We start from the raw sequence: 25,062 nt of genomic DNA on the forward strand, positions 1-25,062 counted from the left end.
TTACGGGCATGTGACGCTACCCCCATATGGGGGCAATCGGGGGTTCTCACCCCGAAACAATTGGAACATATTGTCGCCGTTTCGGAACCGCCCCGAAGCGGGGCCGGGAAACCTGATGTTTCTGCGTCGATGACCAGCATCGAGAAAGACCGGGGCGGCATCGGGGCCGAAACATGGCAGGATCGTGACCGCGTGCCGTGAACATAAGATTTCGGGAAAAGTCTTAAGGACCGGTTGACATTCCGGCAAGTTCCACGACGGCGATGGCCCGAATTCGGCGAAACCCCGCCGGAACGGGCGGGGCATGTGCCGGACGCCCGGCCTGCCCCGCCTGCAAAACCGTGCGCGCCGCCTGCTAGCTGCGGAATGCCTTGGTGAAGTAGCTGGCCAGCGGTGCCATCAGATAGGCCAGCGGCGTGCGGTCCTGGGTGCGGATGAAGGTATCGACCGGCATCCCCGGGATCAGCGTGTCACCCTCGGGCAGCTTGGCCTTCTCTTCCTCGGGCAGCTTGATTTCGACCCGGTAGAACGAAGCCCCGGTCTGCGGATCGGTGAAGGCATCGGGCGACACGGAGGTCACGTATCCCTCCAGCTCCGGCGTGTTGCGCGATCCGAAGGCGGAAAAGCGCAGGTTCACCTTCTGGCTCGGATGCACCTCGTCCACGTTGATCGGCGAGACCCGGGCCTCGATGATCATCGGCCGGTCCTGCGGCACCAGGAACATCACCGGCTCGGCCGGACGCACCACCGAGCGGCGGCCAAGCACCCGCAGGTCGTAGACCACGCCCGAAATCGGCGCGCGGATCTCCAGCCGGTCAAGCTGGGTCTGCAGGGCCCGGCTCTGCTCGGCCAGTTCCAGCTCGCGGAACTGAAGGTCGCGCAGCCGGGTGATCGCCGCCTCGCGCCGCCGGGTGTAAAGCTGCAGCTCCTGGATTTCGAGCCCGGCGATCCGTTCCTCGGTCTGGGCGCGCTGCGCCACCAGATTGCCCAGCGTACCGGCCAGCCGGGCCTCTTCCCGCTGCAGGCCCAACACCCGCGCAACCGGTGCCAGCCCCTGTGCGAGCAGCTTCTCCTGATTGCCGAGCTCCTGCCGGATCAGCGCCTGCTGACGTTCCAGCGCCCGCATCTGCGCATCGATCCCGCTGACCTGCTTGTGCAGCTGCTCCTTCTGGGTGCGCAACTGTTCGCTCTCCCTGGCCAGCGAATCCCGGCGCGCCTCGAACAGGCGCCTTTGCCCCTCCATTACCGATTTCAGCTCCGGGCGCCGCCCGACCGCCGCCAGCAGCGCCGGATCGAAGGTGATCTCGTCGGCATTGTCGCGCTCGGCCTCGAGCCGCCCGCGCCGGGCCATCAGTTCGAACAGCTGGCCCTCGGTGACGGACAGTTGCGATTTCAGTTCGGTCGGGTCGAGCCGGATCAGCACCTGGTTCTCGGTCACGCTGTCGCCCTCGGAGACGAGGATCTGTTCCACCACCCCGCCATAGGGGTGCTGCACCGCCTGCCGGTTCTTGTCGATCACGATCCGCCCCGGCGCCACCACCGCCCCGGCGATCTCGGTCATGGTTGCCCATGCCACGAACCCGCCCACGAGAAAGGTGACCGTGAGAAACCCGATCAGCATCGGCACGGTCGGGCGCAGACTGCGTTCCTTTTCCTGCGTCATGTCACACCCGTCGGCCGGTTCGCCGCCTTCTGGATGCTCTGGAAATTGGTAACCGTCTCGGCCAGCACCTTCTGGCGCGGTCCCCAGGCCTTGCGCATGCCGTCATCGAGCACCAGCAGCATCTCGCATTCCTTGATGGCCGCCGGCCGGTGGGCCATGATCAGCACCGCGCCGCCCGACCGCTTCATCTCGCGCACCGCCTCGTTCAGTGCCAGCGACCCCTCGTTGTCGAGGTTGGAGTTGGGTTCGTCCAGCACCAGGATCACCGGGTCGCCGTAAAGGGCGCGGGCCAGGCCGATGCGCTGGATCTGCCCGCCCGAAAGCTGCGCCCCGGCCAGGCTGACCGGCGTGTTGTAGCCATGCGGAAGCTTCACGATCATGTCGTGCGCAGCGGCCTTCTTCGCCGCCTCGACCACCTTTTCGTCGTCGGGCTCCAGGCTCAGCCGGGCGATGTTCTCGGCGATCGTGCCGGGGAACAGCTGCACCTTCTGTGGCAGATAGCCGATGTAATGGGCCAGTTTCACCGGGTCGTACTGATCCAGCGACGCGCCATCAAGCCGGATCTTGCCGCCCGCGGGCTGCCAGACGCCGGTGATCGCGCGGGCCAGGGTGGACTTGCCCGCCCCGCTGCGGCCGATGATGCCGACCGCCTGCCCCGGCCTGACCGAGAAATTGACCAGCCGCAGCGCCGCCTGGCGCGCCCCCGGCGGCACCACCGTCAGCTGCTCGACCTCGAGCCGCGCCTTCGGCCGCGGCAGATCGACCCGCGCCACCTCGGGCGGGACCTCCGACAGCAGTTCCGCCAGGTTTTCCCAGCCGCGCTTGGCCCGCTGGATCATTGACCATTGTCCGACCACCAGGTCGATCGGCGCCAGCGCCCGTCCCAGCAGGATCGACGATGCGATCATCACGCCCGCCGTCGCCTCGCCCTTGAGCACCAGGTAGGCGCCGGTGCCCAGCATCGCCGACTGCAGAAAGAGGCGGAACGTCTTGGTCGCCACCGAGAAGCTGCCGCCCAGGTCGCTGGCGCGCACACCCTGTTCCAGCGCCCGGCGCCGGGCCCGGGCCCAGCGTTCGAAGGAATTGTCCTGCATGCCGAGGCTGCGGATGGCTTCGGCCTCGGTCCGCATGTGCTCGGCGAAACGGTCGGACTGATAGCCCGCCGCCGCCGCCTGCATCACCGCCGCCTTGGTGGTGATCTGGTTGAGGATGGTAATCCCGATCACGATGCCGCCGCCGATCACCGCGACCATGCCCAGAAGGGGGTGGATCAGCGAGATGCCGATCAGGAAGATCGGCGTCCAGGGCAGGTCGAACAGCGCCGCAAAGACCGGCGAGGAGAAGAAGCGCTGCACCACCTCCAGATCCTTGAGCTGGTTCTCGGTTTCCGTGTTTTCCTGCCCCCGCGCCGATTTGCGCAGGATGGCGCTGAACACCCGGCGGTCGAGCCGGGCCTGGAAGCGCGCGCCCATCCGGGTCAGGATGCGGCCGCGGGCCCAGTCGAGGAGGCCCATGACCAGAAACAGGAAGGCCATCAGCCCGAACAGCGCGGTCAGCGTCTCTTCCGAACGGCTGCCCAGCACCCGGTCATAGACCTGCAGCATGAACAGCGGCCCGGTGAGCATCAGGAAGTTGACGAAGATGCTGAAGAACCCAGCCGCCCAGATCAGCGCGCGGCTTTCCCGCCGGACTTCGCGCAGCTCTGCCTGACCGGCCATGAGATCGGTCTTTGCCATCGGTTTCCCCCTATCCCAATCCGCCCCCCGTTCGGAGCGCGGCAAAACCAACCGGATAACTTCACACAACAAGGGCCCGTGCGGCCCATCGGGTGAAACGAGACAAGTCTCTTCTCAAGACGTTAGCGGTTGCGGCCGGAACCGTCACGAAAACTTTTCGGCATCCGCCGCTCCGGCAGCGCCAGCGACCGAAATCTGGTAGGCGGCACCTGCCGCACCCACAGGATCTTGCGGCCTCTGCCCGCACCGATCACGGCATCCGTCATGTTTGTCCCGGTCTATAGTTCCCATTCAGGAAACAATCAAAGCGTGTATCCCGATTCTGTCTTTAATTCATGTCCAAATTGGCGATTCCCGGCCCCGAAACCACCGGACCGACACGGCTTCACCGGGCAGCCGACCGTACCTCCCGCGGCCGGTAGCCCTCGACCCAGCACCGGATCAGCGACCGGGCGGCCTCCTCGTCGCCGGCCTCTACCACCTCGGCCAGATTGCGCAGCATCGCCGCGACCTCGATCTCGGACAACCCGGCCTCCTGCGCGCAGAAGATCTTGCTGTAACGGGTGCCGACCAGATCCCCCGACAGGGTCAGCTCTTCCTCCAGCTTCTCGCCGGGGCGCAGGCCGATGATCTCGATCTCGATGTCGCCATCGGGGTTGTCGGCATCGCGCACCGTGTAGCCCGCGCTTTCGATCACCTGCCGGGCCAGCCGCATGATCGGCACCGGCTGCCCCATGTCGAGAACGAAGACCTCGCCGCCCCTGGCCTCGGCCCCGGCCTTGAGCACCAGCTGCACCGCCTCGCGGATGGTCATGAAATAGCGCTTCACCTGCGGGTCGGTGACGGTGACCGGACCGCCGCGGCTGACCTGCTCCTGGAACAGCGGGACCACCGAACCGGAGGATCCCAGCACGTTGCCGAACCGGACCATGGCAAAGACTGTGCCCTGCGCGCGCGAGGCCAGATCCTGCACCACCAGCTCGGCCAGCCGCTTCGACGCCCCCATGACATTGGCCGGGCGCACCGCCTTGTCGGTCGAGATCAGGATGAACCGCTCCACCCCCGCCTCGGCGGCCTCGCGCGCCAGCACCTGGGTGCCGAACACGTTGTTGGCCAGCCCCGGCAGCGGGTTCATCTCGACCATCGGCACATGCTTGTAGGCGGCCGCGTGCAGCACCACCTGAACGCCGTGGCCGGTCAGCGCCCGGCGCACCTGGCCCGAATCGGTGACCGAACCCAGCACCGGCACGATCTCGACCCCGGCATCCTCGGCCAGCGGTCGCAGCTCCTGCTCCACCGCATGCAGCGCCGGTTCGGCGATCTCGAACAGCACCAGCCGCGCCGGGCGGCAGGACAGCAGCTGGCGGCACAGCTCGGACCCGATGGAGCCGCCGGCGCCGGAGACCAGCACCACCCGCCCGGCATAGCTCGCGGCCGCCCGGCCCAGCCCCTCGGCCCGGGACTTGCGTCCCAGGAAGGCATGCGGCGCCACCGGGGTCAGCTTGTCCAGCAGCGCCTCTTCCCCGATCAGCTGGGCAAACGAGGGCAGCGCCTGCACCTCCAGCCCCATCTTCTGCAGCCGCCGGGCGATCTGCGCCTGCCGGGGCTGCGACACCGAAGGCATCGCCAGCAGCACCCGCCTGATGTCCTTCTCGGCCACCAGTTCGGCGATGCGCGCGGGCGCGTGCACCGGCAGCCCGGCCACCACCATGCCCTGGAGCGAGCCGTTGTCGTCCACGAAGGCCACCGGGTCGATGCTGTCATGGGCCTTGAGCGCATGGGCCAGCTGGGTGCCGGTATTGCCGGCGCCGTAGATCAGCACCCGGCAGCGCGGCCCGGCCCTGTCGTAGATGGCCAGAACGATCTGGTAGAGCACCGCGCGGCTGGCCACCAGCATCAGGAAATAGCCGATGGCGAAGGTCACATGAGTACCCAGCGGCAGCGGCGTCGCGATGAAGGGCGACAGCACCGCCATGGCCACGGCGACCAGCGCCGCATGCACCGCCGTCAGCCCGACGGCGTGGCGTTCGTAATCCTTGAGCGGGATCTGCGGCAGCCCCAGCCACATCAGCGAAGCAATGGCGATCGGCAGGATCGAGGGCAGAACCGGCAGATAGCGCAACAGCATCTGCAGGGCCGGCTGCGGCTGGGTCTGCACTGCGAAGGTGAACAGCATCGCCGCCGGAATCAGCGCCAGGTCGATGGCCAGGAACACCTGGGCCTTCTGCCGGCGCGACAACGAAAGGATCAGCCTGTGCATTCAGGCCCTCCCCGCCGCTTTCGGACTGGCAGCATGTCGTCGAAACCGTTTCATCATGCACTGACACTCGTCCAGGTTCATCGCACCGCGCGCAGGACACGCAATCAACTCAACGATTTCGGTGTAACGCGCCGGCGGCCAGCTGCCTATCGGCTTTTGGTTGAAATTGCGTCAACCTTGCCGGAAACGGCAGGAACCTGCCGCTCAGCCCCGGCGCCGGAAGAGGTTGCCGACGGTCTGGAACACCAGGTCGAAATCGTAGCACAGGTTGCGGTGGCGCTGATAGATGAGATCCAGCCGCGCCTTGGCGGGAATGCAGATGCGGGTATAGACGGCATCGGTTTCCTCGGGCGTGGCGCAGCGCGCCAGCAGTTCGCTTTCGTGCCGGTGATAGACGATCGAGGCCAGCCCGGTCACCCCGGGGCGCGATTTCAGCACCCGGGCGTAGAGGTCGGGAAAGCGCTCCACATATTCGCGCAGCGGCGGGCGCGGGCCGACGAAGCTGAGATCGCCCTTGATGATGTTCCACAGCTGCGGCAGCTCGTCCAGGCGGCGGGCGCGCAGCCAGGCGCCCTCGGGGGTGATCCGCGCCGCCTTGTGCCCGCCCGAGACGCCGCGATCCTCCTCGGCCACGGTCATGGTGCGGAACTTCCACAGCATGAAAGGCTCGTCCACGCCCTTCATCCGCTCGGAGACATAGAAGACCGGGCGGCCCTGCCGGCGCCACAGCCACAGCGCCAGGCCGAGGATCAGCGGCCACAGAAGCGCCACCAGCAACAGCGCGAAGAACAGGTCGAGAAGCCGCTTGGACAGGGTCACGGGGCATCCTCCTCCAGTGCGTGCCATTGCGCCACCATGGTTTCGGGGCGGCTTTCGGCCGGGGCGAAGGAGGTCAACCGCAGCAGCCGCGAAAGGTCAAGCCGCACCTCGGCGACGGCCTCGGGCGGGGCCGGGCGCGCCCTCCAGCCCAGCCCCGCCGCGTCCAGCAACGCGCCCATCTCCACCACGCCGGGCGCGGCGAGATTGAGCGCCCCCGGCAGACGCCCCGGCGCGGCCAGAAGATCGGCCAGCACCCGCGCCAGCGTGGCCGGCCCCACATAGCTGCGCCGGGGCGTGCGCCCGTCCGGGAAACGGTCCAGCCGGAAGCCGGGCCGCCAGCCGCCCAGGATCGCATCCGCCCCGGCCACGTTGCCGATGCGCAGGCTGGTCACGGCCACCCCCTCGCGCGCGCCCGCCTCGGCGGCGCGCTCTTCCATCAAGGCCTTGGCGCGGCCGTAATCCGATACCGGCGCCGGGGCCATGTCCTCGCGCAGAAGCCCCCGCGCGCGCCCGTAGACCGCCGCCGACGAGGCCAGCAGCACCCGCGGGCACCCCCCCTGCCCCGCCGCCCGCACCGCCGCCCGCGCCAGGGCGGCGTTGTCGGCCAGCTCCGCCCCCGAAGCGGCCCGCGCCGGGGTGACGCCGGCAAGGCACAGGATCGCGTCGCAGCCTTCGGCCGCCCGGGCCAGCGCCGCCCCGTCGGCCAGCGGATCGAAGAACAGCCAGCCGGGGCCGGGCATCTCGCGGCGGGCCTGCCAGCGCATCCGCCCCCGGCCGGCGGGGGGCAGAAAGCGGCGCAGGATCGTGCCGAGCCGGCCTGTTGCGCCAAGGACCAGAACCTGCGGAAACGGCATCATGCGCGCCCTTTCTGTTGACCGCCCCACCGGTGCCAGTATCTTGCGGCCCGGAAAATGCAACAGGTTTCCCCGCAGTCAGGCAGGTCGGCACATGCGCATCCTTCGACAGATCCTCGCCGCTCCCGCGCTTGCGCTGACCCTGCTTGCCGGCTGCACGGCACTTCCCGGCGGCGGCCCCACCAGCACCGAATTCGTCAATCTGGCACAAAAGCCGGACGCCGATTTCGCGCTCTACCAGGTCAACCGCGCCTTCCTGCCGGTGGTCGCCAAATGGCCCCCCACCGGCGGCGAAAAGCGGCTGAGCTGGATCCGCCACAGCAAGGGGGCGAACAACCAGATCATCCAGCCCGGCGACCGGCTGAACATCCGCATCTGGGACAGTTCCGACAATTCCCTGCTGACCTCGACCGGACAGAAGGAGATTGCCCTGCCCGACATCCGGGTGGCCGCGAACGGCACCATCTTCCTGCCCTATGTGGGCAATGTCAGCGTGGTGGGGCTCAGCCCCGACCTGGCCCGCGAACGGGTGCAGAAAGCACTGGAGGGAATCGTGCCCTCGGCGCAGGTGCAGCTGGACATGACCGAGGGGCGCAACAACTCGGTTGATCTGGTCAGCGGCGTGCTCAATCCCGGCACCTACCCGATGCCGGACCGCAACTATACGGTGATGGGGCTGATCGCGGCCGGCGGCGGCATATCCGAGCGGCTCAACAACCCGCAGATCCGGCTGATGCGGGGCGGACGCCTCTACGGAACCTCGGTCAACAGCCTGCTGTCGGATCCGTCGCTGGACACGCTGCTCAGGGGCGGCGACCGGGTGTTCGTGGAAGAGGACGAGCGCTATTTCCTCTCCTTCGGCGCCACCGGCACCGAGGCCATCCACATCTTCACCAGAGACCGGATGTCGGCCATGGACGCCATCGCCGCCATGGGCGGGGTCAACGACTCAAAGGCCGACCCCAAGGGGCTGCTGGTGCTGCGCGAATACCCGCCCTCGGCGGTGCGGCCCGGCAATCGCGGCCCGCGCCGGACGCGGGTGGTGTTCACGCTGAACCTGACCACGCCCGACGGGCTGTTTTCGGCCCGCAATTTCGAGATCAATTCGGGCGATCTGGTCATGGCCACCGAATCGCCGATCAACGACCTGCTGACCATCTCCAACATCGTCGGCAACTTCTACGGCGTGTTCAGCAGGGCCGGGGTGATCAACTGATCCCGTTCCCGCACTCACCGCCGGGACGGTTCAGCGCGGCGCCTCCATCCGCCGCGCCTTCGGCACGAGCGAATTCATCCGCGCCACATGCTCGGGCAGGCAGCGGGTGAGAAAGTCGTATTTCTCCACCACATGCGCCCGCGCCGCCGGGCCCAGATGCGCGTAATCGCCGGGATTGGCCAGCACGTCGATGACCTGATCGGCCAGCGCATCCACATCGAAGAAATCCACCAGCAGCCCGGTCTCGCCATGGTCGATCGCCTCGCGCACCGGGGCCACGTCCGAGGCGACGATGGTGGCCTGCATCGACATCGCCTCGAGCAACGACCACGACAGCACGAAGGGCATGGTCAGGTAGATGTGGCAGCGGCTGAGCTGCACCACCTGGCAGAAGGCCGAATAGGGCACCCGGCCGATGAAGTGCACCCGGCTCCAGTCCACCGAATCGCCCAGCTCCTCGGTCAGTTCGGCGCGCAGGCCCCCGGGGTGGTCGCTCTTGCGGCCATAGGAGACATCGTCGCCGCCGATCACCACTACCCGCGCCGCCGGGCGGGCGGCAAGAATCTTCGGCAGGGCGCGCATGAAGATGTGAAAGCCGCGCGCATGTTCGAGATTGCGCGCCATGTAGGTGAACACCTCGTCCGCGCGGGTCAGCGCCCGGCCCAGCCGCTGCAGCGGCAGCGCCACATCCGGGTCGGGACGCAGGAAATCGGTGCGGATGCCGTCATGGCAGACATAGAACCGGTCGTGGAAACTTTCGGGAAAGAGGTCTCTCTGCCACGCGGTCGGCACATGGCCCAGATCTACGCTTTCGATGCTGGCGAAAGGCACCGCGTTGCGGGCGTGGTTGATGAAGGGGGCGTGCTCCGAGACCGGCTCGTCCGGGTCGAAGCCCACCAGGCCGCCCTTCATGCGGTAGAAATATTCGAAAAACCCCAGCACCGGCACGTCGGGCCAGATCTGCTTCATGAACAGCAACTCGCCCCAGCCGGTATGCCCCATCACCAGATCGGGGCGAAAACCCTCGTCGCGCTCCAGCGCCCGCGCCGCCATGGCCGCGCCGAACCCCGCGCCGGTGGCCTCCTCCCAGACCTTCGACAGCCCGTAGGCGCCTTCGGCCGGCTTGTGATGGGGGGCATAGACCCGCGTGACCACGCCCTTCAGGGTCGGCGCATCCTGCCGCTGGGTGAGAAAGACGATCCGGTGCCCGCCCTGCGCCACCAGCCATTTGAGCATTTCCCGATACTGACCCGGCATGTTCTGGTGCACGAAGAGAATATCCATCACGACCCCTCCAGCAGCGCCGCAAGATAGCGGCCATAGGCATTCTTCGCGAACATCTCGGCCCGGGCGGCCAGGTCGTCATCGCCGATCCAGCCCTGCCGCCAAGCGATCTCTTCGGGGCAGCCGGCCTGCAGCCCCTGGCGCTCTTCCAGCGTGCGCACGAAATTGCCCGCCTCCAGCAGGCTGCCATGGGTGCCGGTATCGAGCCAGGCAAAGCCGCGGCCCATGGTCTCGACCGCCAGTTCCCCGTCTTCGAGATACATGCCCAGAAGCGAGGTGATCTCCAGTTCGCCCCGTGCTGAAGGAGTGACGCGGCGGGCGCGCTCGGGCGCGGTGCCGTCGAGGAAATAGAGCCCCGTCACCGCGTAGTTCGAGGGCGGCACGACGGGTTTCTCGACGATCTCGCGCACCTCTCCGCCGGGGCCGAAGGCGACGACGCCATAGCGTTCGGGATCGGCCACGTGATAGCCGAACACGGTGCCGCCCCGCTTTCGCGCATCGGCCCGCGCCAGCAGCTGCGGCAGGCCGTGCCCGAAGAAGATGTTGTCGCCCAGCACCATGGCGCTGGGGGCACCGGCAAGGAAATCCTCGGCCAGCACATAGGCCTGGGCCAGCCCGTCGGGGCTGGGCTGGGTGACGTAAGCGAGCCGCACACCCCATTGCGACCCATCGCCCAGCGTGCGGCGGAACTGGTCGCTGTCCTGGGGGGTGGTGATGACGCAGATGTCGCGGATGCCGGTCAGCATCAGCACCGAGAGCGGGTAATAGATCATCGGCTTGTCGTAGATCGGCAGCAGCTGCTTGGACAATCCCATGGTGATCGGCCACAGCCGGGTGCCCGACCCGCCGGCGAGGATGATCCCCTTGCGCCCGGTTCCGGTTTCACTCATCTTCGACCTCTTTCATCTCTCTCAGGGTCGCGCGCAGACTGGCGCGCCAATCGGGCCTTTTCAGGCCGAAAACCGTCTCCGTTCGTGAACAATCGAGGCGGGAATTGCGCGGCCGCGCCGCCGGGGTTGGCCAGTCGCCGGAGGCGATGTCGCGCACGGTGCAGCCGAGCCCGGCCTGGGCGAAGATTTCCCGGGCAAACCCTGCCCAGTCGATATCCGGGCTGCCCGAGAAATGGTAGATGCCGCTCTTTTCAGGCTCTGCGCAAAGGGTTTCGGCGATGTTGCGGCAGGCCCGGGCAATGGCGCCGGCCGGTGTCGGGCCACCCACCTGATCGGCCACCACGTCGAGCGCGTCACGGCTGCGGCCCAGCCGCAGCATGGTGGTGACGAAGTTGCGGCCATGGGGGGAGAACACCCATGAAGTGCGCAGCACCGCCCATGCCCCCCCTGCTCCGGCCACGGCCCTTTCCCCGGCCAGCTTGGTGCGGCCATAGGCGTTGATCGGGGCGGGGGTATCGTCGGGGCGCCAGGGGGTTTCGCCGCTGCCGTCGAAGACATAATCGGTGGAGATGGTCACGAAGGGGATGCCAAGGGCGGCGCATTGTGCCGCCATGGCGGCGGGGGCCTCGGCGTTGATCCTGCGGGCGCGGGCCTCCTCGGCCTCGGCCCCGTCCACATCGGTCCAGGCGGCGGCATTGATGACCGCGCGCGGCCGCGCGGCCCGGATCACCGCCGCGCAGGCAGCCTGGTCCGACAGATCCGCCCGCTCCCGGCCAAGGCAGGTCACGCCGGGAAGGCGCTCCAGTTCGCGCCCCACCTGCCCGGTCTTCCCGAAGGCAAGGATGGTCATGGCGGCCACCATCCGGCTGGGTGGCAACGCGGGCGCCGGGGCTCTGCCCCGGACCCCGGAGTATTTGGGGCAAGAGGAAGCACGAAAGTCATGCCCCCCGGCCCAGGCGCCGGCCGACGCCCTCGCGGTTCTGCAGGGCGCGCCACCAGGCCTCGTTGTCGAGATACCATTGCACGGTGCGCCCCAGCCCTTCCTCCAGCGTGACGGAAGGCCGCCAGCCCAACTCCTCGCGGATGCGGGTGGGGTTGATGGCATAGCGCAGATCGTGGCCGGGGCGGTCCTCGACGAAGGTGATCAGGCGGGCATGGGGGGCGCCTTCGGGGCGCTTGCGGTCGAGGATGGCGCAGATCATGCGCACGAGGTCGATGTTGCGGGCCTCGGCCTCGCCGCCGATATTGTAGGACCGCCCCACCCTGCCCTTTTCCAGCACCAGCAGGAGGGCCTCGGCGTGATCCTCGACATGCAGCCAGTCGCGCACGTTTTCCCCGCGCCCGTAGACCGGGATCGGCCGGCCCGCCAGCGCGTTGAGGATGACCACCGGGATCAGCTTTTCCGGGAACTGGAAGGGGCCGTAATTGTTCGAGCAGTTGGTCAGCACCACCGGCAGCCCGTAGGTGTGGAACCACGCCCGCACCAGGTGGTCGGAGGCGGCCTTGGAGGCCGAATAGGGGCTGCGCGGATCGTAGGGCGTGTCTTCGGTGAAGCGGCCATCGGCGCCGAGGCTGCCATAGACCTCGTCGGTGGAGATGTGGTGGAAGCGGAAGCTTTCAGGACGGCCCCGGGCGCTCCAGTATGCCCGGGCGGCCTCGAGCAGGGTGAAGGTGCCGGTCACGTTGGTTTCGATGGAGGCGCCGGGGTCGTCGATGGAGCGGTCCACATGGGACTCGGCCGCCAGGTGCATGATGGCGTCGGGGCGGTGTTCGGCCAGCACCGCATCCATCGCCGGGCGGTCGCGGATATCAGCCTCTACGAAGGCGTATTCGGGCCTGTCCGCGACCTCGGTCAGATTGTCGAGGCAGGCTGCATAGGTCAGGGCATCCACGTTCACCACGGCATGACCCGCGCCGATCGCACGGCGCACCACGGCCGAGCCGATGAACCCGGCGCCGCCCGTGACCAGGAGCTTCATACGTCGCCCTCCCAGGTGAAAGGGCTGTCGAACGCGGCCAGAGGCGGGGCGGCGGCATCCCTTTCCGACAGGATCGGAGGGTCCGCAAGCCCCCAGTCGATGCCACAGCTGTCCCAGCGCACCGCGCCGTCGCAGTCGGGCGCGTAGTAGTCCGTGCACTTGTAGAGGATCTCGGTATCGGGTTCACGGGTGACAAAGCCGTGCAGAAAGCCCTTGGGGATCAGCAGCTGGCGGCCGTTTTCGGTGGAAAGCTCGGTGCCGAACCAGCGCCCGTATGTGGGTGAGCCCTTGCGGATATCCACCGCCACGTCGAAGAGCCGCCCCCTCCCGCAGCGCACCAGCTTGTCCTGGGCGTGCGGCGGGGCCTGGAAATGCAGCCCCCGCAACGTGCCCGAACGGCGCGACAGCGAATGATTGTCCTGGACAAAATCCAGCTCGATCCCGTGTTGGGCCAGCGTGCGGCGATTCCAGCTTTCGGAAAAGAACCCGCGCGTGTCACCGAAACGGCGCGGTGTCAGGATCAGGAGTCCGGGAAGGGTAGTGGTTTCAATCTGCATTCCGAAATCCGCCGGCAATTTCCTGAATCATCAATGGCCTTTCCCTAACAGATGGGTACAGACGGCACCAGCCGGCGGGCGGGTTCGGGGGCGCTGCCCCCGTCGCGGCAAGCCGCGACTCCCCCGGAGTATTTCCAGCAAGAGGAAGAAACGGTTTCTTAACCCTGATGGTCCATTCTGTTCCCACGGCACAGGCGGGAGCGCCGATGGCCGTGCAAGGGGAAGGGCACAAGATCTCTTTCCGGGGAAGAGGTGCCGGGCGCGCCTCCTCCCTTCCTCTTGCCAAAAATACTCCGGGGTGAATTGGCCGCAGGCCAAGAGGGGCAGAGCCCCTTGTTTCTGAAAAACCGGGATGCGCGCAGGTCACGAAGCCCTCCCTGCCCGTTTCTTCACCCACCCCAGAAAGGCCGCATCCGGGCTGCGCAGCCGTTGCCCGCCGGTGCGCGCCCAGATCCCTCGCCATTCGGCCTCAAGCGCATGAACGTCCCGGCCAGGCATCAGCGCCCGAGCCTGTTCCAGCGCCGCCGCGCTCAGCACCGGCGGAGCGGCTTCCACCACCGGCGCGCGCGGCGAGAAGCGGATCAGGTCGCCGGGCAGCTCCTCCATCATGTAATCGGGCAGGTGATCGGCCGCGATCATATCGCGCAGCATCTTGCGGAACACCCGCCGGGGCGAGGCGGAGCCGGATTTCTTCAGCAGCGTCTCGACCGAGACCGTCCACCCCTCCTGCCGGCCGCAATGCTTGCGCGCCAGCTCGTAGATCCGTCGCTCCAGCGGCTTGCGCAGCCGGAAATAGTCGCGCGACAGCGTCAGCACCGATTTTGACAGCACCGCGCGGTAGAGCCATTCCGAGAGCGTCACCGCCACGCTGACCATCCGGCCACCGCGGGTGCGGCGCACGATCTCCCAGCTTTCGATCAGCCCGAACCCGGTGGTGGTTTCCACCTCGCCGGTGACGATGTTGGTGGTGATGCGGGTGCCGGCGAGGCGCTCGAAGGCCTCGCGCAGGCGGCGATAGGCATCACCGCTGGTTTCACGATTGGTCGCCACCAGCAGATCATGGGCCTTGAGATGCAGGGTGCGGCTGACCCGGCGCCCGGCATTGAGGGCCGCCATCAGCTGGCTGATGCAGAAGATCAGGATGTCCTTGTCATGGATCGTGGCCAGCCCCCGCACCGAGGGGGTCACGGTGATCTCCACCCCGTTATGGGCATAGTGAAGGATCCGCCGGTCGGGACGGGTGGCCAGCGAGAACAGCGGGTGCTCCATGCTGGCCAGGTCGTCCTTGGGGATCGCGTCGAAAATGTCGCAGAGGAAGAAATCCCTCTGCCTGTGCCTCGCGGGCAGAAGCCCCCCTGCCCCGGTCCCTGTCATCGCCCTGCCCATGGTCGGTTTCCGACTCGGTTTCGTGGTTTCAATGACGCACAGGGTAAAGTTATCCACAAGCCCCCGCAACGGCGTTGCGCGCAACCCATCGTGGGTTCGGAGTCGGGCAAACGTGGGATCGGATTCGATCTTTCGTGGGATCGGAATCGGGAATGAGCGCGCAGAAGAGAAAAAAGCCCGTGATTTCAACACGCTGACCAAACAGCAAAATGACGTAACACAGAATAACTGGAATCTAACTTCCCGAAGATCTCGCTTCGGACCCGATCCTGCGGTATATCGGCAACATCAGGCCCCGGAATTGCTTGAGAAAAGAAGGCATTGTTGCTGTTTTTCTTTCATGTACCGTGTTTTGTGGTATGTTTCCAAAAACACGGTACATCGAGCGGTTTTCCTCATGGCAAGAGACGGAACGGCAGGAACGGGCCTTCCCCCCTATTTCAACATCGATCCTGACGCGGCGCTGGCCGAACTGGATCCGCCTACCGGAACCGACGGGTTTGCCCGCATCGCCGAGGCCTGCGCCCGCGGCCGGGCGGATCTGGCCAGCCGCGGATTGGACGAAGAGGGGCGCAAGACGCTGCGGCTGTTCTCGACCTGGGAAATCTGCCGCTACCTGATCCCGGTGGCGCAGGCGCATTTCCGCCGGGTGCTGCGCCAGAACCCGGATCTGCCGCAGGGCCGCTCGGAAACCCCGGGCGGGGCCAAGTGGTTCACCCTCGACGAGGTGCTGCGGCTGCGGGCGTTCTTCGGCGCGCAGGGTTCGAGGGCCAAGAACTACCTGCCCTGGCGGCCCGAGGGGCTGCCGGCCAAGCTGGTGGCGGTGGCCAATTTCAAGGGCGGGGTGGGCAAGACCTCGACGGCGGCGCATCTGGCCATGTCGGCGGCGCTGGACGGCTATCGGGTGCTGGTGATCGACCTCGACAGCCAGGGGTCGATGACCTCGATCTTCGGCGGCCGGGTCGAGGACGAATGGGGCACCGCCTTTCCGCTGCTGGCGCGGCATTATGCCGAGCACCTGCGCGAAGAGAACCGGATTCGGGTGGGCCGGGGCGAGGCGCCGCTGCCGCTGGACGAGGCGCTGAGCACGGCGCTGGAGATGGGCGCGGGCGACGTGATCCGCAAGACGCACTGGCCCAATATCGACCTGATCGGGGCACAGCTGAATCTCTACTGGGCCGAGTTCCAGATCCCTGTCTGGCGGATGCAGGCGCGCAGCTGGAAGCTGTGGGATGCGCTGACCGACCGGCTGGCCGCCGACGGGGTGCTGGACGACTACGACCTGGTGTTCATCGACACGCCGCCGGCGCTTGGCTATCTGACCATCAACGGGCTGGCCGCGGCCGATATCCTGCTGGTGCCGCTGGGGGCCTCCTTCCTGGAATTCGACTCTACGGGGCGGTTTTTCGACATGCTGCACGCCACCTTCGCCTCGATCGAGGAGGGCGAGAACATGGCTGCCCGGGCGCTGGGGCGGCCGGGGATGGCCTTCGAATGGGATGCGGTGCGGGCGGTCATCACCCGCTATGACGGCGCCCAGCAGGGAGAGCTGGCAGCGCTGATCCAGGCCTATATGGGGCGAACGCTGTCGCCGCACCGGCAGGATTTCACCGCGCTGATCGGCCAGGCCGGCGAACAGGTCAGCGGTATCTACGAGGCCGATTATCGCGATTTCAACCGCGAGACCTATGCCCGCGGGCGGGAAACCTTCGATGCCACCTATGCCGCCTTCAAGCGGCTGCTTCTGGGCATCTGGCGGCGCGACCAGAAGGCCTCCGAACGGGCGGTGGAGGGGGCGTAAAGATTTTCGTGGCAGGCATGGGGACCGGATCGGGCAAGGAGGACGTGCAATGGCCAGACGCAAGCGGCTGACCCCGGCGCAGCCGGGTTATCTTGAGGGACAGCGGGCGCCCGAGGTGAAATCCATGCCGCCCGTTTCGGCCCCGATTGCCCAGGTTGCGGGCGATGCCTCGGCCCGGGCGGCGCTGGAGGAGCTGACGGCGGCGCTGGATGCGGCGCGGGCCGACGGGCTGATGATCGAGCTTGTGCCGCTTGAGGCGGTGGACGAAGGCCACCTGGTGCGCGACCGGATGGTGCAGGACGAGGACGAGCTTTCCGCGCTGATGGAATCGATGCGCGCCCGCGGCCAGCAGACCCCGGTCGAGGTGATCCGCCTGCCCGGCGCGGCAGGGGAAGAGCCGCGCTACGGGCTGATTTCCGGCTGGCGGCGGCTCACGGCGCTGCGCAGGCTTCATGCCGAGACCGGGGAAGAGCGCTTCGCCACCATCCGCGCCCGGGTGATTGCGCCGCAGACGGCGCAGGCGGCCTATGTGGCGATGGTCGAGGAGAACGAGATCCGGGTGAATCTGAGCTTCTACGAGCGCGCCCGGATTGCCGTGCAGGCCATGCGCGAGGGGGTCTATCCCGACCAGCGCGCGGCGCTGCGGGGGCTGTTCGGCAATACCACCCGGTCGAAGCGTTCCAAGATCGGCAGCTTCATCCCCTTGGTCGAGGCCTTTGACGGCGATCTGAAACATCCCACCGCGATTTCCGAAAAGCTGGGTCTGGCCTTGGCGCGGGCGCTTTTGCACGACCCGGAATTCGTCTCTGAAGTGCGCAACAGGCTCGCATCATCCCCCAACCGAAGCGCCGGGGAAGAAATGCGGATTCTGGCCGCCGCGATCGAGGAACGGAACACCCCTGCCCCGAAAGCGGAAGCCGGCCCATCGCCGGAAAGGCCCGAAGGGAAGCCCGATTCCGAACGGCCGGCCGTGCAGCGGGAATATGCGGCGCCGGGGGTGTCGCTGAGCTTTCACCCCGGCAAGGGGCGGATCGAGCTGACCGGCCCGAAGGTGGACGCGGCGCTTGTGGAAGATCTGCGGGGCTGGCTGGCCGGGCGCGCGGGCTGACATTCCACAATCGGAATGTTTCGCATGCGAAACATTTGCCGCGGTCAGGCGCGGTAATAGTCCCGGAACCAGTCCACGAAGCGCTGCACGCCCTCGCGCACATCCACCTGCGGGACATATCCGGTAAGCTCGTGCAGAAGCCCGGTGTCGGCCCAGGTGGCGGGCACGTCGCCGGGCTGCATGGGGCGCATGATCTTTTCCGCCTCGCGTCCGCAGGCGGCCTCGATGGCGGCGATGAAATCCATCAGCTTCACCGGGGCGCTGTTGCCGATATTGACGATGCGGAAGGGGGCGACGGGGCTGAGGCTGTCACGTTCCGAGATCGGCTTTTCGCCGGGCACGGCGTCGATCAGCCCGGTGATCCCGTCCACCAGATCGTCGATATAGGTGAAGTCCCGGCTCATCTCGCCGCGGTTGTAGACCTCGATCGGTTGCCCCTCCAGTATGGCGCGGGTGAACTTGAAATGCGCCATGTCGGGCCGCCCCCAGGGGCCATAGACGGTGAAGAAGCGGAACATGGTCGTGGGCAGGCGGTAGAGATGGGCGTAGGCATGCGCCATCGCCTCGGTCGCCTTCTTGGTGGCGGCATAGAAGGACATCTGCGTGTCGGCCTTGTCACGCTCGCCATAGGGCATGGCGGTATTGGCGCCATAGACCGACGAGGTCGAGGCCAGCAGCATGTGTTCGGGCGGATGCGCCCGGGCCGCTTCGAGCAGCTCGAATGTGCCGGCGAGATTGGCCTGCACATAGTCGCGCGGCGCCTCGATGGAGTGGCGTACCCCGGCCTGGGCGGCCAGGTGGATGACGATGCCGGGGCGGGTGCTGCGGAAGATCTCCATCAGCCGTCCCGGGTCTTCGAGGCGGCCGATGACGGGGGTGAAGCCGTCATGTCCGGCCAGCATGGCGTGGCGGCGCTCCTTCAGGGTGACGTCGTAATAGTCGCTCAGGCAGTCGAGCCCGGTCACCTGCCAGCCCTGGCCGAGCAGCCGGGCGGCGACATGGTATCCGATGAACCCGGCCGAGCCGGTGACGAGGGCGTGGCGTTCGCTGGTCTGCATGGGGCCCTTGGTGGCGCAGCGGGGCGGGGCTGTCAAACCGCAAATGGGCGGTGTCATGGGCGGCAGCCCGCGTGCCGGGGCGGGGCGGGGGCGCGACGGTTTGACATGCGGCCGGTTTGCCGGTTTATGCCGGTTGATCCAGGGGCCGAAAAGGGCAGGGAGCGGCGCGCGTGACGGCACAGGCAGAGGATGGGCGGCGACGCCTGGTGGCGGTGGTGGCCACCCATGACCGGCTGGCGCAGCTGAAGGTGACGCTGGCGCGGCTGCTGGAGAGCCCGCCGGAAGAGCTGCTGGCGGTGGTGGTGGTGGACAATGCCTCGACCGACGGCACGGGTGAGTGGCTGGCCGCGTGCGACGATCCGCGGCTGGTGGTGCATCGCAGCGCCCGCAACATGGGCGGGGCAGGGGGGTTCGAGACGGGGATGCGGCTGGCGGTGGAGCGCTTCGACCCCGACTGGATCGTGGTCATGGACGACGATGCCCGCCCGCAGCCCGGCGCGCTGGCGGCGTTTCACGCGCTGGATGCGGGCCGTTGGGATGCGGTGGCGGCCGCCGTCTATCTGCCCGATGGCGAGATCTGCGAGATGAACCGCCCCTCGCGCAACCCGTTCTGGCACGGGCAGGAGTTCCTCCGCACCCTGATTGGCGGCGGGCGCCGGGGGTTTCACCTGGCCTTGGAGGATTATGCCGGCCCCGGCCGGGCGGTGGATGTGGCCTCGTTCGTGGGGCTTTTCATCTCGCGCGCGGCGATCGAGCGGGTGGGCTATCCCGATGGCGCGCTTTTCGTCTATGGCGAGGACGGGCTGTTCACGCTGGGGCTGAGCAAGGTCGGCGGGCGGATCGGGTTCGAACCGTCGGTGAAGTTCGAACATGACTGTTCCACCTTTCACGGTCAGCGGGGCCGGTTCCGGCCCTTGTGGAAGGTCTATTACTATCACCGCAACCTGTTGCTGCTTTACCGGATGGCCGCCGGCTGGCTGTTCTGGCCGGTGTTGCTGGTGGTGCTGCCGAAATGGGTCTCGAAGCTGCGCGATCACGGGGGCGAGCGGCGGGTCTATCTGCGGCTTCTGTCACGGGCCGTTCGCGACGGTCTGAGCGGGCGCACCGGCGTCGATCACGCGCAGATCCTGGCGCTGGCCGGGGACGGGCAGGGGTCTGCCTAGCGGTTCAGGATGTCGCGGTGATAGCGGCCCAGCAGGATGAGCCCCATCGCCAGCAGCGCGAGGCTGACACCGAACACGAAGGTGCCGTCGATGTATTGCGGCGCATAGGTGGGGTAGAAGCCCGTGCGCATCCGGCCGATGATGTGGATCAGCGGGTTGAACCACAGGATGTCCTGGGCCAGCGGGGGGAGTTCCTCGTAGATGTAGAAGATTCCCGAGGCCAGGAACAGCGGCCTGGTGATGATCGACCATGCGATGTCCCAGATCGGGAACAGGCCGATCAGGGCGCAGTTCAGCGTGCCGACGGCCAGGCCCAGCAGCATCGCCTCGGCCATGGCCAGAAGCACCGGCGGCAGGTCCAGCGCCGCGCGGTTTTCGGTCAGGATCAGGATGCCGGCCAGCAGCAGGATCGTCACCAGGATCGCGGTCAGGCTATTGAGCAGGAAACGCGCCAGCACCGCATCTACCCAGGTCACGGCCGGGTATTTCAGCAGCGGGCGCGAGAAGTTGATGGCATTGCCGATCTTCTTCGACAGGGACTGGAACAGGTCGAAGGGCAGGTAGCCGGTGGCGTAGAACAGGATGAAGGTGGTGCCCAGAGACGGGCTGCGCATGATCAGCGAGAAGCCGATGCTGAGCACGACGATCGCCGCCAGCGGTTCGACCACGGCCCAGAGATAGCCGCCGGGCGTATTGCCATAGCGGGTGGACATTTCCCGCAGCATCAGCGCCACCACCGTGCGCAGGGCGGCAAACCGCCGGCGGCCGGGCATGGCCGGGGGCGGGGCAGGGGGTTGAGGCGGGGGGATCGCGACCATGAAAAGCCTGCCGATACTGGCGTTCGTGGCCGCAGTTATGTATGAAAAGGGAAAGAAATTCAAACGGCTTGGCGCCGTAGAAGGCGAAGATGGCAAAGAATGGCAAGGCCACCAGGGCCGCCCGGCAGGGGCCAAGGGCCGAAGCGGGCGAGTTGACCGTAGTTTCCGGGCGGGCCGGGCAGGGCCGGAAATCGGGGCGGCGGAGGGGCGCCGGAAAGCCGGGCGGGAAAGGCAAGGCCGCGGGGGTTCCGGGCAAGGTGTCGAACCGCGCGGCGGCAGTGGCGGGGGGCAAACCCGTCCAGCCGATCCCGGCCACCGTCACCGTGCAGCCCATCGCCCGTCCGGCAGGCATGCGGCCGCGCCACTGGGGGCTGCTGGCCAGTTTCGTGATCTTCGTGCTGGCGCCTCTGGCGGCGGCGGTCTTCTACCTGTGGACCTATGCCACGGACCAGTACGCCTCGACCACCGGCTTCACGGTGCGGACCCAGGAAAGCTCCGGCGCCAACGACCTGCTGGGCGGGCTGGCGCAGTTCGCCGGACGCTCGGCGGCCTCGGACAGCGATATTCTCTACGAGTTCATACAGAGTCAGGAAATGGTCGATGCGGTGGATGCGCGGCTGGATCTGCGGGCGCATTATTCGCAGCCCTGGCCGCGGGACTGGGTATTCGCGATCTGGCCCGATGCCTCGCGCGAGGATCTGCTGTGGTACTGGCAGCGCATCGTCGGGATCTCCTATGATGCCAAGACCGGGCTGACCGAGGTACAGGCGCTGGCCTTCAGCCCGGAGATGGCCCGGAAGGTCACCTCCGAGATCGTGCGCATCAGCCAGGAACGGATCAACGCGCTGAACGCCCGCATTCGCGAGGATGCGCTGCGCTATGCCCAGGCCGATCTGGACGAGGCCGCCGCGCGGCTCAAGGCGGCCCGCGAGGCGCTGACCCGGTTCAGGGCGCGCACCGGCATTGTCGATCCGGCGGCGGACATCCAGGGGCGGCTGGGGGTGATGAACAACCTTCAGCAGCAACTGGCCTCGGCGCTGATCGAATACGACCTGCTGCGCGAAACCGTGCAGGAGGATGACCCGCGGCTGACCAAGGCGCAGCAGAGGATCGAGGTGATCCGCGATCGCATCGCCAATGAACGGGAAACCTTTGCCGGCGACAGTTCCGAAACGGGCGGGTTGAGCGAAGATTATCCCAGCGTGATTGCCGAATACGAAAGCCTGAGCGTGGATCTGAAATTCGCCGAGGACGCCTATCGCGCGGCGCTGACCGCGTTGCAGGTGGCAAAGGACGATGCCGCCCGTCAGAGCCGCTATCTGGCCACCTATATCCGCCCGACCCTTGCCGCCGAGTCGGAATATCCCCGGCGCTGGCTTCTGAGCGGGCTGGTCGCCCTGTTCCTGACCCTGATCTGGTCGATCGTGGCGCTGATCTACTATTCGATCCGCGACCGGGGATGAACGGGGAGGCGGCTGGGTGATCCGGTTCGAGAACCTTTCCAAGGGTTTCCGGGTGCAGGGCCGGTATCGGCTGGTGATCGATCACCTGGACATGACCCTGCCATCGGGAAAGTCGCTGGCACTGCTGGGCCGCAACGGCGCGGGCAAGACGACCTTGCTGGAAATGATCGCGGGCACCATGCGCCCCGATACCGGGCGGGTCGTCAGCGACGGTTCGATTTCCTGGCCGGTGGGCTTCGGCGGGTCGTTTCATCGCGACCTGACCGGCGCGCAGAATGTCCGGTTCATAGCCCGGATCTATGGCGTAGACACGGATTCGCTGCTGGCTTTCGTTGAGGATTTCGCCGAGCTGGGCAAGTTCTTCCACATGCCGGTGCGCACCTATTCCTCGGGGATGCGTTCGCGCCTGACCTTCGGGGCGTCGATGGGGATCCGCTTCGACACCTACCTGGTGGACGAGGTGACGGCCGTGGGCGATGCGGCCTTCCGGCGCAAGTCACGGGCGGTTTTCGTCGACCGGATGCGCCATTCCAGCGCGATCATGGTCAGCCATTCCATGGGCCAGCTGCGCGAGTTCTGCAATGCCGGCCTGGTGCTGGAAAACGGCCAGTTGCAGTATTTCGACGATCTGGAAGAGGCGATCGCGGTGCATCAGGCCCTCATGGCCGCGTGATTCCCGTAATCAGTGTTATGGTAAATATTCCGTAAATTCGAAAGATTCACCATGATAGAGCCTGTTTTCGGGGTCATCCGAACAGGAAATCGTCGGCGGTGATCTGTCCCGGGATCACGCCGTCCAGCAGGATGGTGACCGCGCCGGCACCTATTTCGGTTCCCGTGCCCGTGGTGTCGGCACGGATGTCCAGATCGGCGAATTGCAGCCCCGGGCGGGTCAGGTGGATGAGATCGGTCCCGGGGGTGAAATCGGTGATCCGGTCGGTCCCCGCATTGTCGGCAAAGACGAACAGGTCGCGGCCGGCTCCGCCGGTCAGCAGATCGTCGCCGCGTCCGCCGTGAAGCGTATCGTTTCCGTGCCCTCCCCGCAGCCGGTCGGCTCCGGCGCCGCCATGCAGATCGTCGCGCCCGCTCCCGCCGCGCAGCCGGTCGCCGCCCTTGCCGGCAAACAGCGTGTCGCGCCCGGCCCCGCCGGACAGCCAGTCGCCGCCGCGCCCGGTCGAGATCCGGTCGTGCCCGGCCAGTGCTTCGACATGGTCCCGTCCGGCGGTGCCGCGCAGCCGGTCGTCGCCGATGGAGGCAGGGATCGTGTTCCACACCGGCCCCGTGGGCAGCGGCACCCGGTCGGCCGTATCAAAGCCGCCGGGCCACAGATCGTCCGGCGTCAGTGTCCGGCCGTCGGCGCTGAAGACCGAAAACCCGGTGGAGCCGAAACGCAACTGGATGCCTTTGGTCATGGGTTTCCACACCAGCTGGCCGGGGTCGTGCAGCAGCGGAAAGGCAGAGAGGTCGATGCGGTCGATACCGGGTTCGAAATCGGTGATCTTGAGCGGGTTGTCGGTGGGTGCCAGCACGAAGAGATCCGCCCCTGCCCCCCCGCTCAGCGCCCCGCCGCGGCTGTTCGAGACAAGGATGTCCGCCCCTGCCCCGCCGTTCAGCGTCTGCCCCTGCCCGACTAGGATGTCGGCGCCGCCGGTGCCGGTCAGAGGATCGGTGGTGGCCGCCCCCGGCCCGGGGTCGATCACCGCTCCCAGCCCGGCCAGCGGCAATGACAACTGTGTGATGCCGGGCGTTGTGGCCGAGGTGACGAAGATCTGCAGTGTGCTGCCGACCACCGATGCCTCGATGGCACTCACGTCGGTCAGCCCCAGCCCCGGCGCCTGGGCCAGGCTCTGCAGATGCAGAAGCCGCCCGTCGGGCAGCAGCGAGAACAGGCTGATCCCGTCATCTGCTCCGCCGGCCAGCACGAAGGCGTGCTCGCCCGCCACCACCGCCTTGAGCGCCGTCACCCCGGCAAACCGGGTGGCCAGTGTGTCGAGAAGGTGATCGGCCGGGGTCATCTGCCCGGTGGCATCCAGCCGCATCACGCTGAGCGAACTGCTGCCAGCTGCCGCGAGAATGATCCAGGTGGCGCCATGGGCAACGACGGTCTCGAGCGCGGTCGGGGCATTGATGCCAAGTCCGTCCGCCGCCCCGAGGCTGTCGGCGACGCGCAGCTCTCCGGTGGACAGGTTGACCCGGTAGCTGCGCAGCCCATTGCTGTCGCCATCCGCCGCCAGCAGAAAGCTGTTGCCGCCGGCCCGGGCCGTCTCCAGCAGCACCTGCCCTCCCATCGCATAGGCATCGGCACCGCCACGGCCAGCCACATCCGCCACCACCTGCCCGTTGCCGTCGCTGATGCAGGCGCGCAGCGTGCCGGTCACGGCATCGAACATGTAAAGCGCGCTGCGCCCGTCCGGCAGCGAAATCGCGGCCAGCGCCTCTGCCCGGCGCCCGTCCTGTCCCGGCAGGTCCAGTGAAACGGCCGGGGACAGGATCGCATCGGTTCCCAGCCCGAAGCTGACCAGCGCCCCGTTCCCGGTGCCCGCAAGGATCACCTCGAGCGATCCGTCAAGAGAAACCGCCGCCACCTGCCCCACCCCCAGCCCGGCGGCGGGGCCGTAGATCTGCGATGACACGAATCCGGCCAGCCCCGCCCCGTCGGTCAGGCGGAAGGCACTGACGCCGCCCTGCAGACCGGTGGCCGCCAGCAGAAACCGGCCCGAGGCCGTCTCGACAACTTCCAGATCCCGCAGATCCGCATCCAGGATCGGGTCGTTGCCATAGAACCGCCCATCGAATCGAAGTTCCATCGCGGAAATTTCCACCCCATCCGCACCCCCGCTTGAAAATCGCCTGGCAAGGGGCGGGGAAGCAGAGCGGATTTGTGGCGGAAACCGGAAGAATCCTGCGCAGTTTCATAAAATTTCAGGACAATCTTCGAGATCCACCAAATTTCGTCCACCATCCTTCCTCTTGCTGAAAATACTCCGGGGTGAATTGGCCGCAGGCC

At 67.2% G+C, this 25,062-nt stretch carries 20 protein-coding genes; 6 read left to right on the top strand and 14 right to left on the bottom strand.

Annotated features, from left to right (window positions below; genetic code table 11):
* Window positions 1-355: 355 nt before the first annotated feature.
* The 5 genes from ACZ5CM_RS16010 to ACZ5CM_RS16030 form a co-directional block, all read right to left on the bottom strand.
* Window positions 356-1,663, bottom strand: coding sequence for an HlyD family type I secretion periplasmic adaptor subunit (locus ACZ5CM_RS16010; protein ID WP_464642741.1), 1,308 nt, complete (start codon window positions 1,661-1,663; stop codon window positions 356-358).
* Window positions 1,660-3,399 carry a type I secretion system permease/ATPase gene (locus ACZ5CM_RS16015; protein ID WP_464642743.1) on the bottom strand — a complete coding sequence of 580 codons (1,740 nt, stop codon included), beginning with the start codon at window positions 3,397-3,399 and terminating at the stop codon, window positions 1,660-1,662. Before ACZ5CM_RS16015 ends, ACZ5CM_RS16010 begins: the two co-directional genes overlap by 4 nt.
* A gap of 385 nt (window positions 3,400-3,784) precedes the next feature.
* Window positions 3,785-5,659, bottom strand: coding sequence for a polysaccharide biosynthesis protein (locus ACZ5CM_RS16020; protein WP_464642745.1), 1,875 nt, complete (start codon window positions 5,657-5,659; stop codon window positions 3,785-3,787).
* Between the two features lie 204 nt (window positions 5,660-5,863).
* On the bottom strand, window positions 5,864-6,478 hold the full coding sequence (locus ACZ5CM_RS16025) for a sugar transferase (protein WP_464642746.1): 615 nt from the start codon (window positions 6,476-6,478) through the stop codon (window positions 5,864-5,866).
* Window positions 6,475-7,335 (bottom strand): NAD-dependent epimerase/dehydratase family protein, encoded by an 861-nt coding sequence (locus tag ACZ5CM_RS16030; RefSeq protein ID WP_464642748.1) that lies wholly within the window; start codon window positions 7,333-7,335, stop codon window positions 6,475-6,477. Before ACZ5CM_RS16030 ends, ACZ5CM_RS16025 begins: the two co-directional genes overlap by 4 nt.
* 91 nt (window positions 7,336-7,426) lie before the next feature.
* Here ACZ5CM_RS16030 and ACZ5CM_RS16035 point away from each other — a divergent pair, with 91 nt between their 5' ends.
* Window positions 7,427-8,548: a polysaccharide biosynthesis/export family protein gene (locus ACZ5CM_RS16035; protein WP_464642750.1), complete on the top strand. Its 1,122-nt coding sequence runs from the start codon at window positions 7,427-7,429 to the stop codon at window positions 8,546-8,548.
* Between the two features lie 30 nt (window positions 8,549-8,578).
* On the opposite strand, the gene ACZ5CM_RS16040 is transcribed toward ACZ5CM_RS16035, so the two are convergent.
* The 6 genes from ACZ5CM_RS16040 to ACZ5CM_RS16065 form a co-directional block, all read right to left on the bottom strand.
* Window positions 8,579-9,832: a glycosyltransferase family 4 protein gene (locus ACZ5CM_RS16040; RefSeq protein ID WP_464642752.1), complete on the bottom strand. Its 1,254-nt coding sequence runs from the start codon at window positions 9,830-9,832 to the stop codon at window positions 8,579-8,581.
* A complete protein-coding gene (gene rfbA, locus ACZ5CM_RS16045; protein ID WP_464642753.1) occupies window positions 9,832-10,722 on the bottom strand; it encodes a glucose-1-phosphate thymidylyltransferase RfbA in 891 nt (296 codons plus the stop codon). The genes ACZ5CM_RS16040 and rfbA overlap by 1 nt, the downstream gene beginning before the upstream one ends.
* Entirely contained in the window at window positions 10,715-11,572 is an 858-nt protein-coding gene (gene rfbD / locus ACZ5CM_RS16050; protein ID WP_464642690.1) for a dTDP-4-dehydrorhamnose reductase, read from the bottom strand. The genes rfbA and rfbD overlap by 8 nt, the downstream gene beginning before the upstream one ends.
* Window positions 11,573-11,660: 88 nt before the next feature.
* Entirely contained in the window at window positions 11,661-12,701 is a 1,041-nt protein-coding gene (rfbB, locus tag ACZ5CM_RS16055; protein WP_464642692.1) for a dTDP-glucose 4,6-dehydratase, read from the bottom strand.
* Window positions 12,698-13,258, bottom strand: a complete 561-nt coding sequence (gene rfbC, locus ACZ5CM_RS16060) for a dTDP-4-dehydrorhamnose 3,5-epimerase (protein WP_464642694.1) — start codon at window positions 13,256-13,258, stop codon at window positions 12,698-12,700. Before rfbC ends, rfbB begins: the two co-directional genes overlap by 4 nt.
* A gap of 363 nt (window positions 13,259-13,621) precedes the next feature.
* A complete protein-coding gene (locus ACZ5CM_RS16065; RefSeq protein WP_464642696.1) occupies window positions 13,622-14,644 on the bottom strand; it encodes a replication initiator protein A in 1,023 nt (340 codons plus the stop codon).
* A gap of 397 nt (window positions 14,645-15,041) precedes the next feature.
* On the opposite strand from ACZ5CM_RS16065, the gene ACZ5CM_RS16070 reads away from it, so the two are divergent.
* Window positions 15,042-16,445, top strand: a complete 1,404-nt coding sequence (locus tag ACZ5CM_RS16070) for an AAA family ATPase (RefSeq protein WP_464642697.1) — start codon at window positions 15,042-15,044, stop codon at window positions 16,443-16,445.
* 49 nt (window positions 16,446-16,494) lie between these two features.
* Window positions 16,495-17,553 (top strand): ParB/RepB/Spo0J family partition protein, encoded by a 1,059-nt coding sequence (locus ACZ5CM_RS16075; RefSeq protein ID WP_464642699.1) that lies wholly within the window; start codon window positions 16,495-16,497, stop codon window positions 17,551-17,553.
* Between the two features lie 44 nt (window positions 17,554-17,597).
* Here ACZ5CM_RS16075 and ACZ5CM_RS16080 read toward each other — a convergent pair whose 3' ends face one another.
* Complete coding sequence (locus tag ACZ5CM_RS16080; protein ID WP_464642701.1) at window positions 17,598-18,611, bottom strand: NAD-dependent epimerase/dehydratase family protein; 1,014 nt, start codon at window positions 18,609-18,611, stop codon at window positions 17,598-17,600.
* Between the two features lie 170 nt (window positions 18,612-18,781).
* Between ACZ5CM_RS16080 and ACZ5CM_RS16085 the strand changes: the two genes are divergently transcribed.
* Window positions 18,782-19,774: a glycosyltransferase gene (locus ACZ5CM_RS16085; RefSeq protein ID WP_464642703.1), complete on the top strand. Its 993-nt coding sequence runs from the start codon at window positions 18,782-18,784 to the stop codon at window positions 19,772-19,774.
* Here ACZ5CM_RS16085 and ACZ5CM_RS16090 read toward each other — a convergent pair.
* Window positions 19,771-20,547, bottom strand: a complete 777-nt coding sequence (locus tag ACZ5CM_RS16090) for an ABC transporter permease (RefSeq protein WP_464642704.1) — start codon at window positions 20,545-20,547, stop codon at window positions 19,771-19,773. The two genes, ACZ5CM_RS16085 and ACZ5CM_RS16090, sit on opposite strands and share 4 nt — an antisense overlap.
* A gap of 134 nt (window positions 20,548-20,681) precedes the next feature.
* Here ACZ5CM_RS16090 and ACZ5CM_RS16095 point away from each other — a divergent pair, with 134 nt between their 5' ends.
* Both ACZ5CM_RS16095 and ACZ5CM_RS16100 read left to right on the top strand, forming a co-directional pair.
* Entirely contained in the window at window positions 20,682-22,055 is a 1,374-nt protein-coding gene (locus ACZ5CM_RS16095; RefSeq protein WP_464642706.1) for a KpsE/RkpR family capsule polysaccharide export protein, read from the top strand.
* A gap of 16 nt (window positions 22,056-22,071) precedes the next feature.
* Complete coding sequence (locus ACZ5CM_RS16100; RefSeq protein WP_464642708.1) at window positions 22,072-22,728, top strand: ABC transporter ATP-binding protein; 657 nt, start codon at window positions 22,072-22,074, stop codon at window positions 22,726-22,728.
* Window positions 22,729-22,801: 73 nt separating this feature from the next.
* Here ACZ5CM_RS16100 and ACZ5CM_RS16105 read toward each other — a convergent pair whose 3' ends face one another.
* On the bottom strand, window positions 22,802-24,862 hold the full coding sequence (locus tag ACZ5CM_RS16105) for a calcium-binding protein (RefSeq protein WP_464642710.1): 2,061 nt from the start codon (window positions 24,860-24,862) through the stop codon (window positions 22,802-22,804).
* Window positions 24,863-25,062: the final 200 nt, after the last annotated feature.

This window comes from Piezobacter thermophilus (assembly GCF_055386745.1).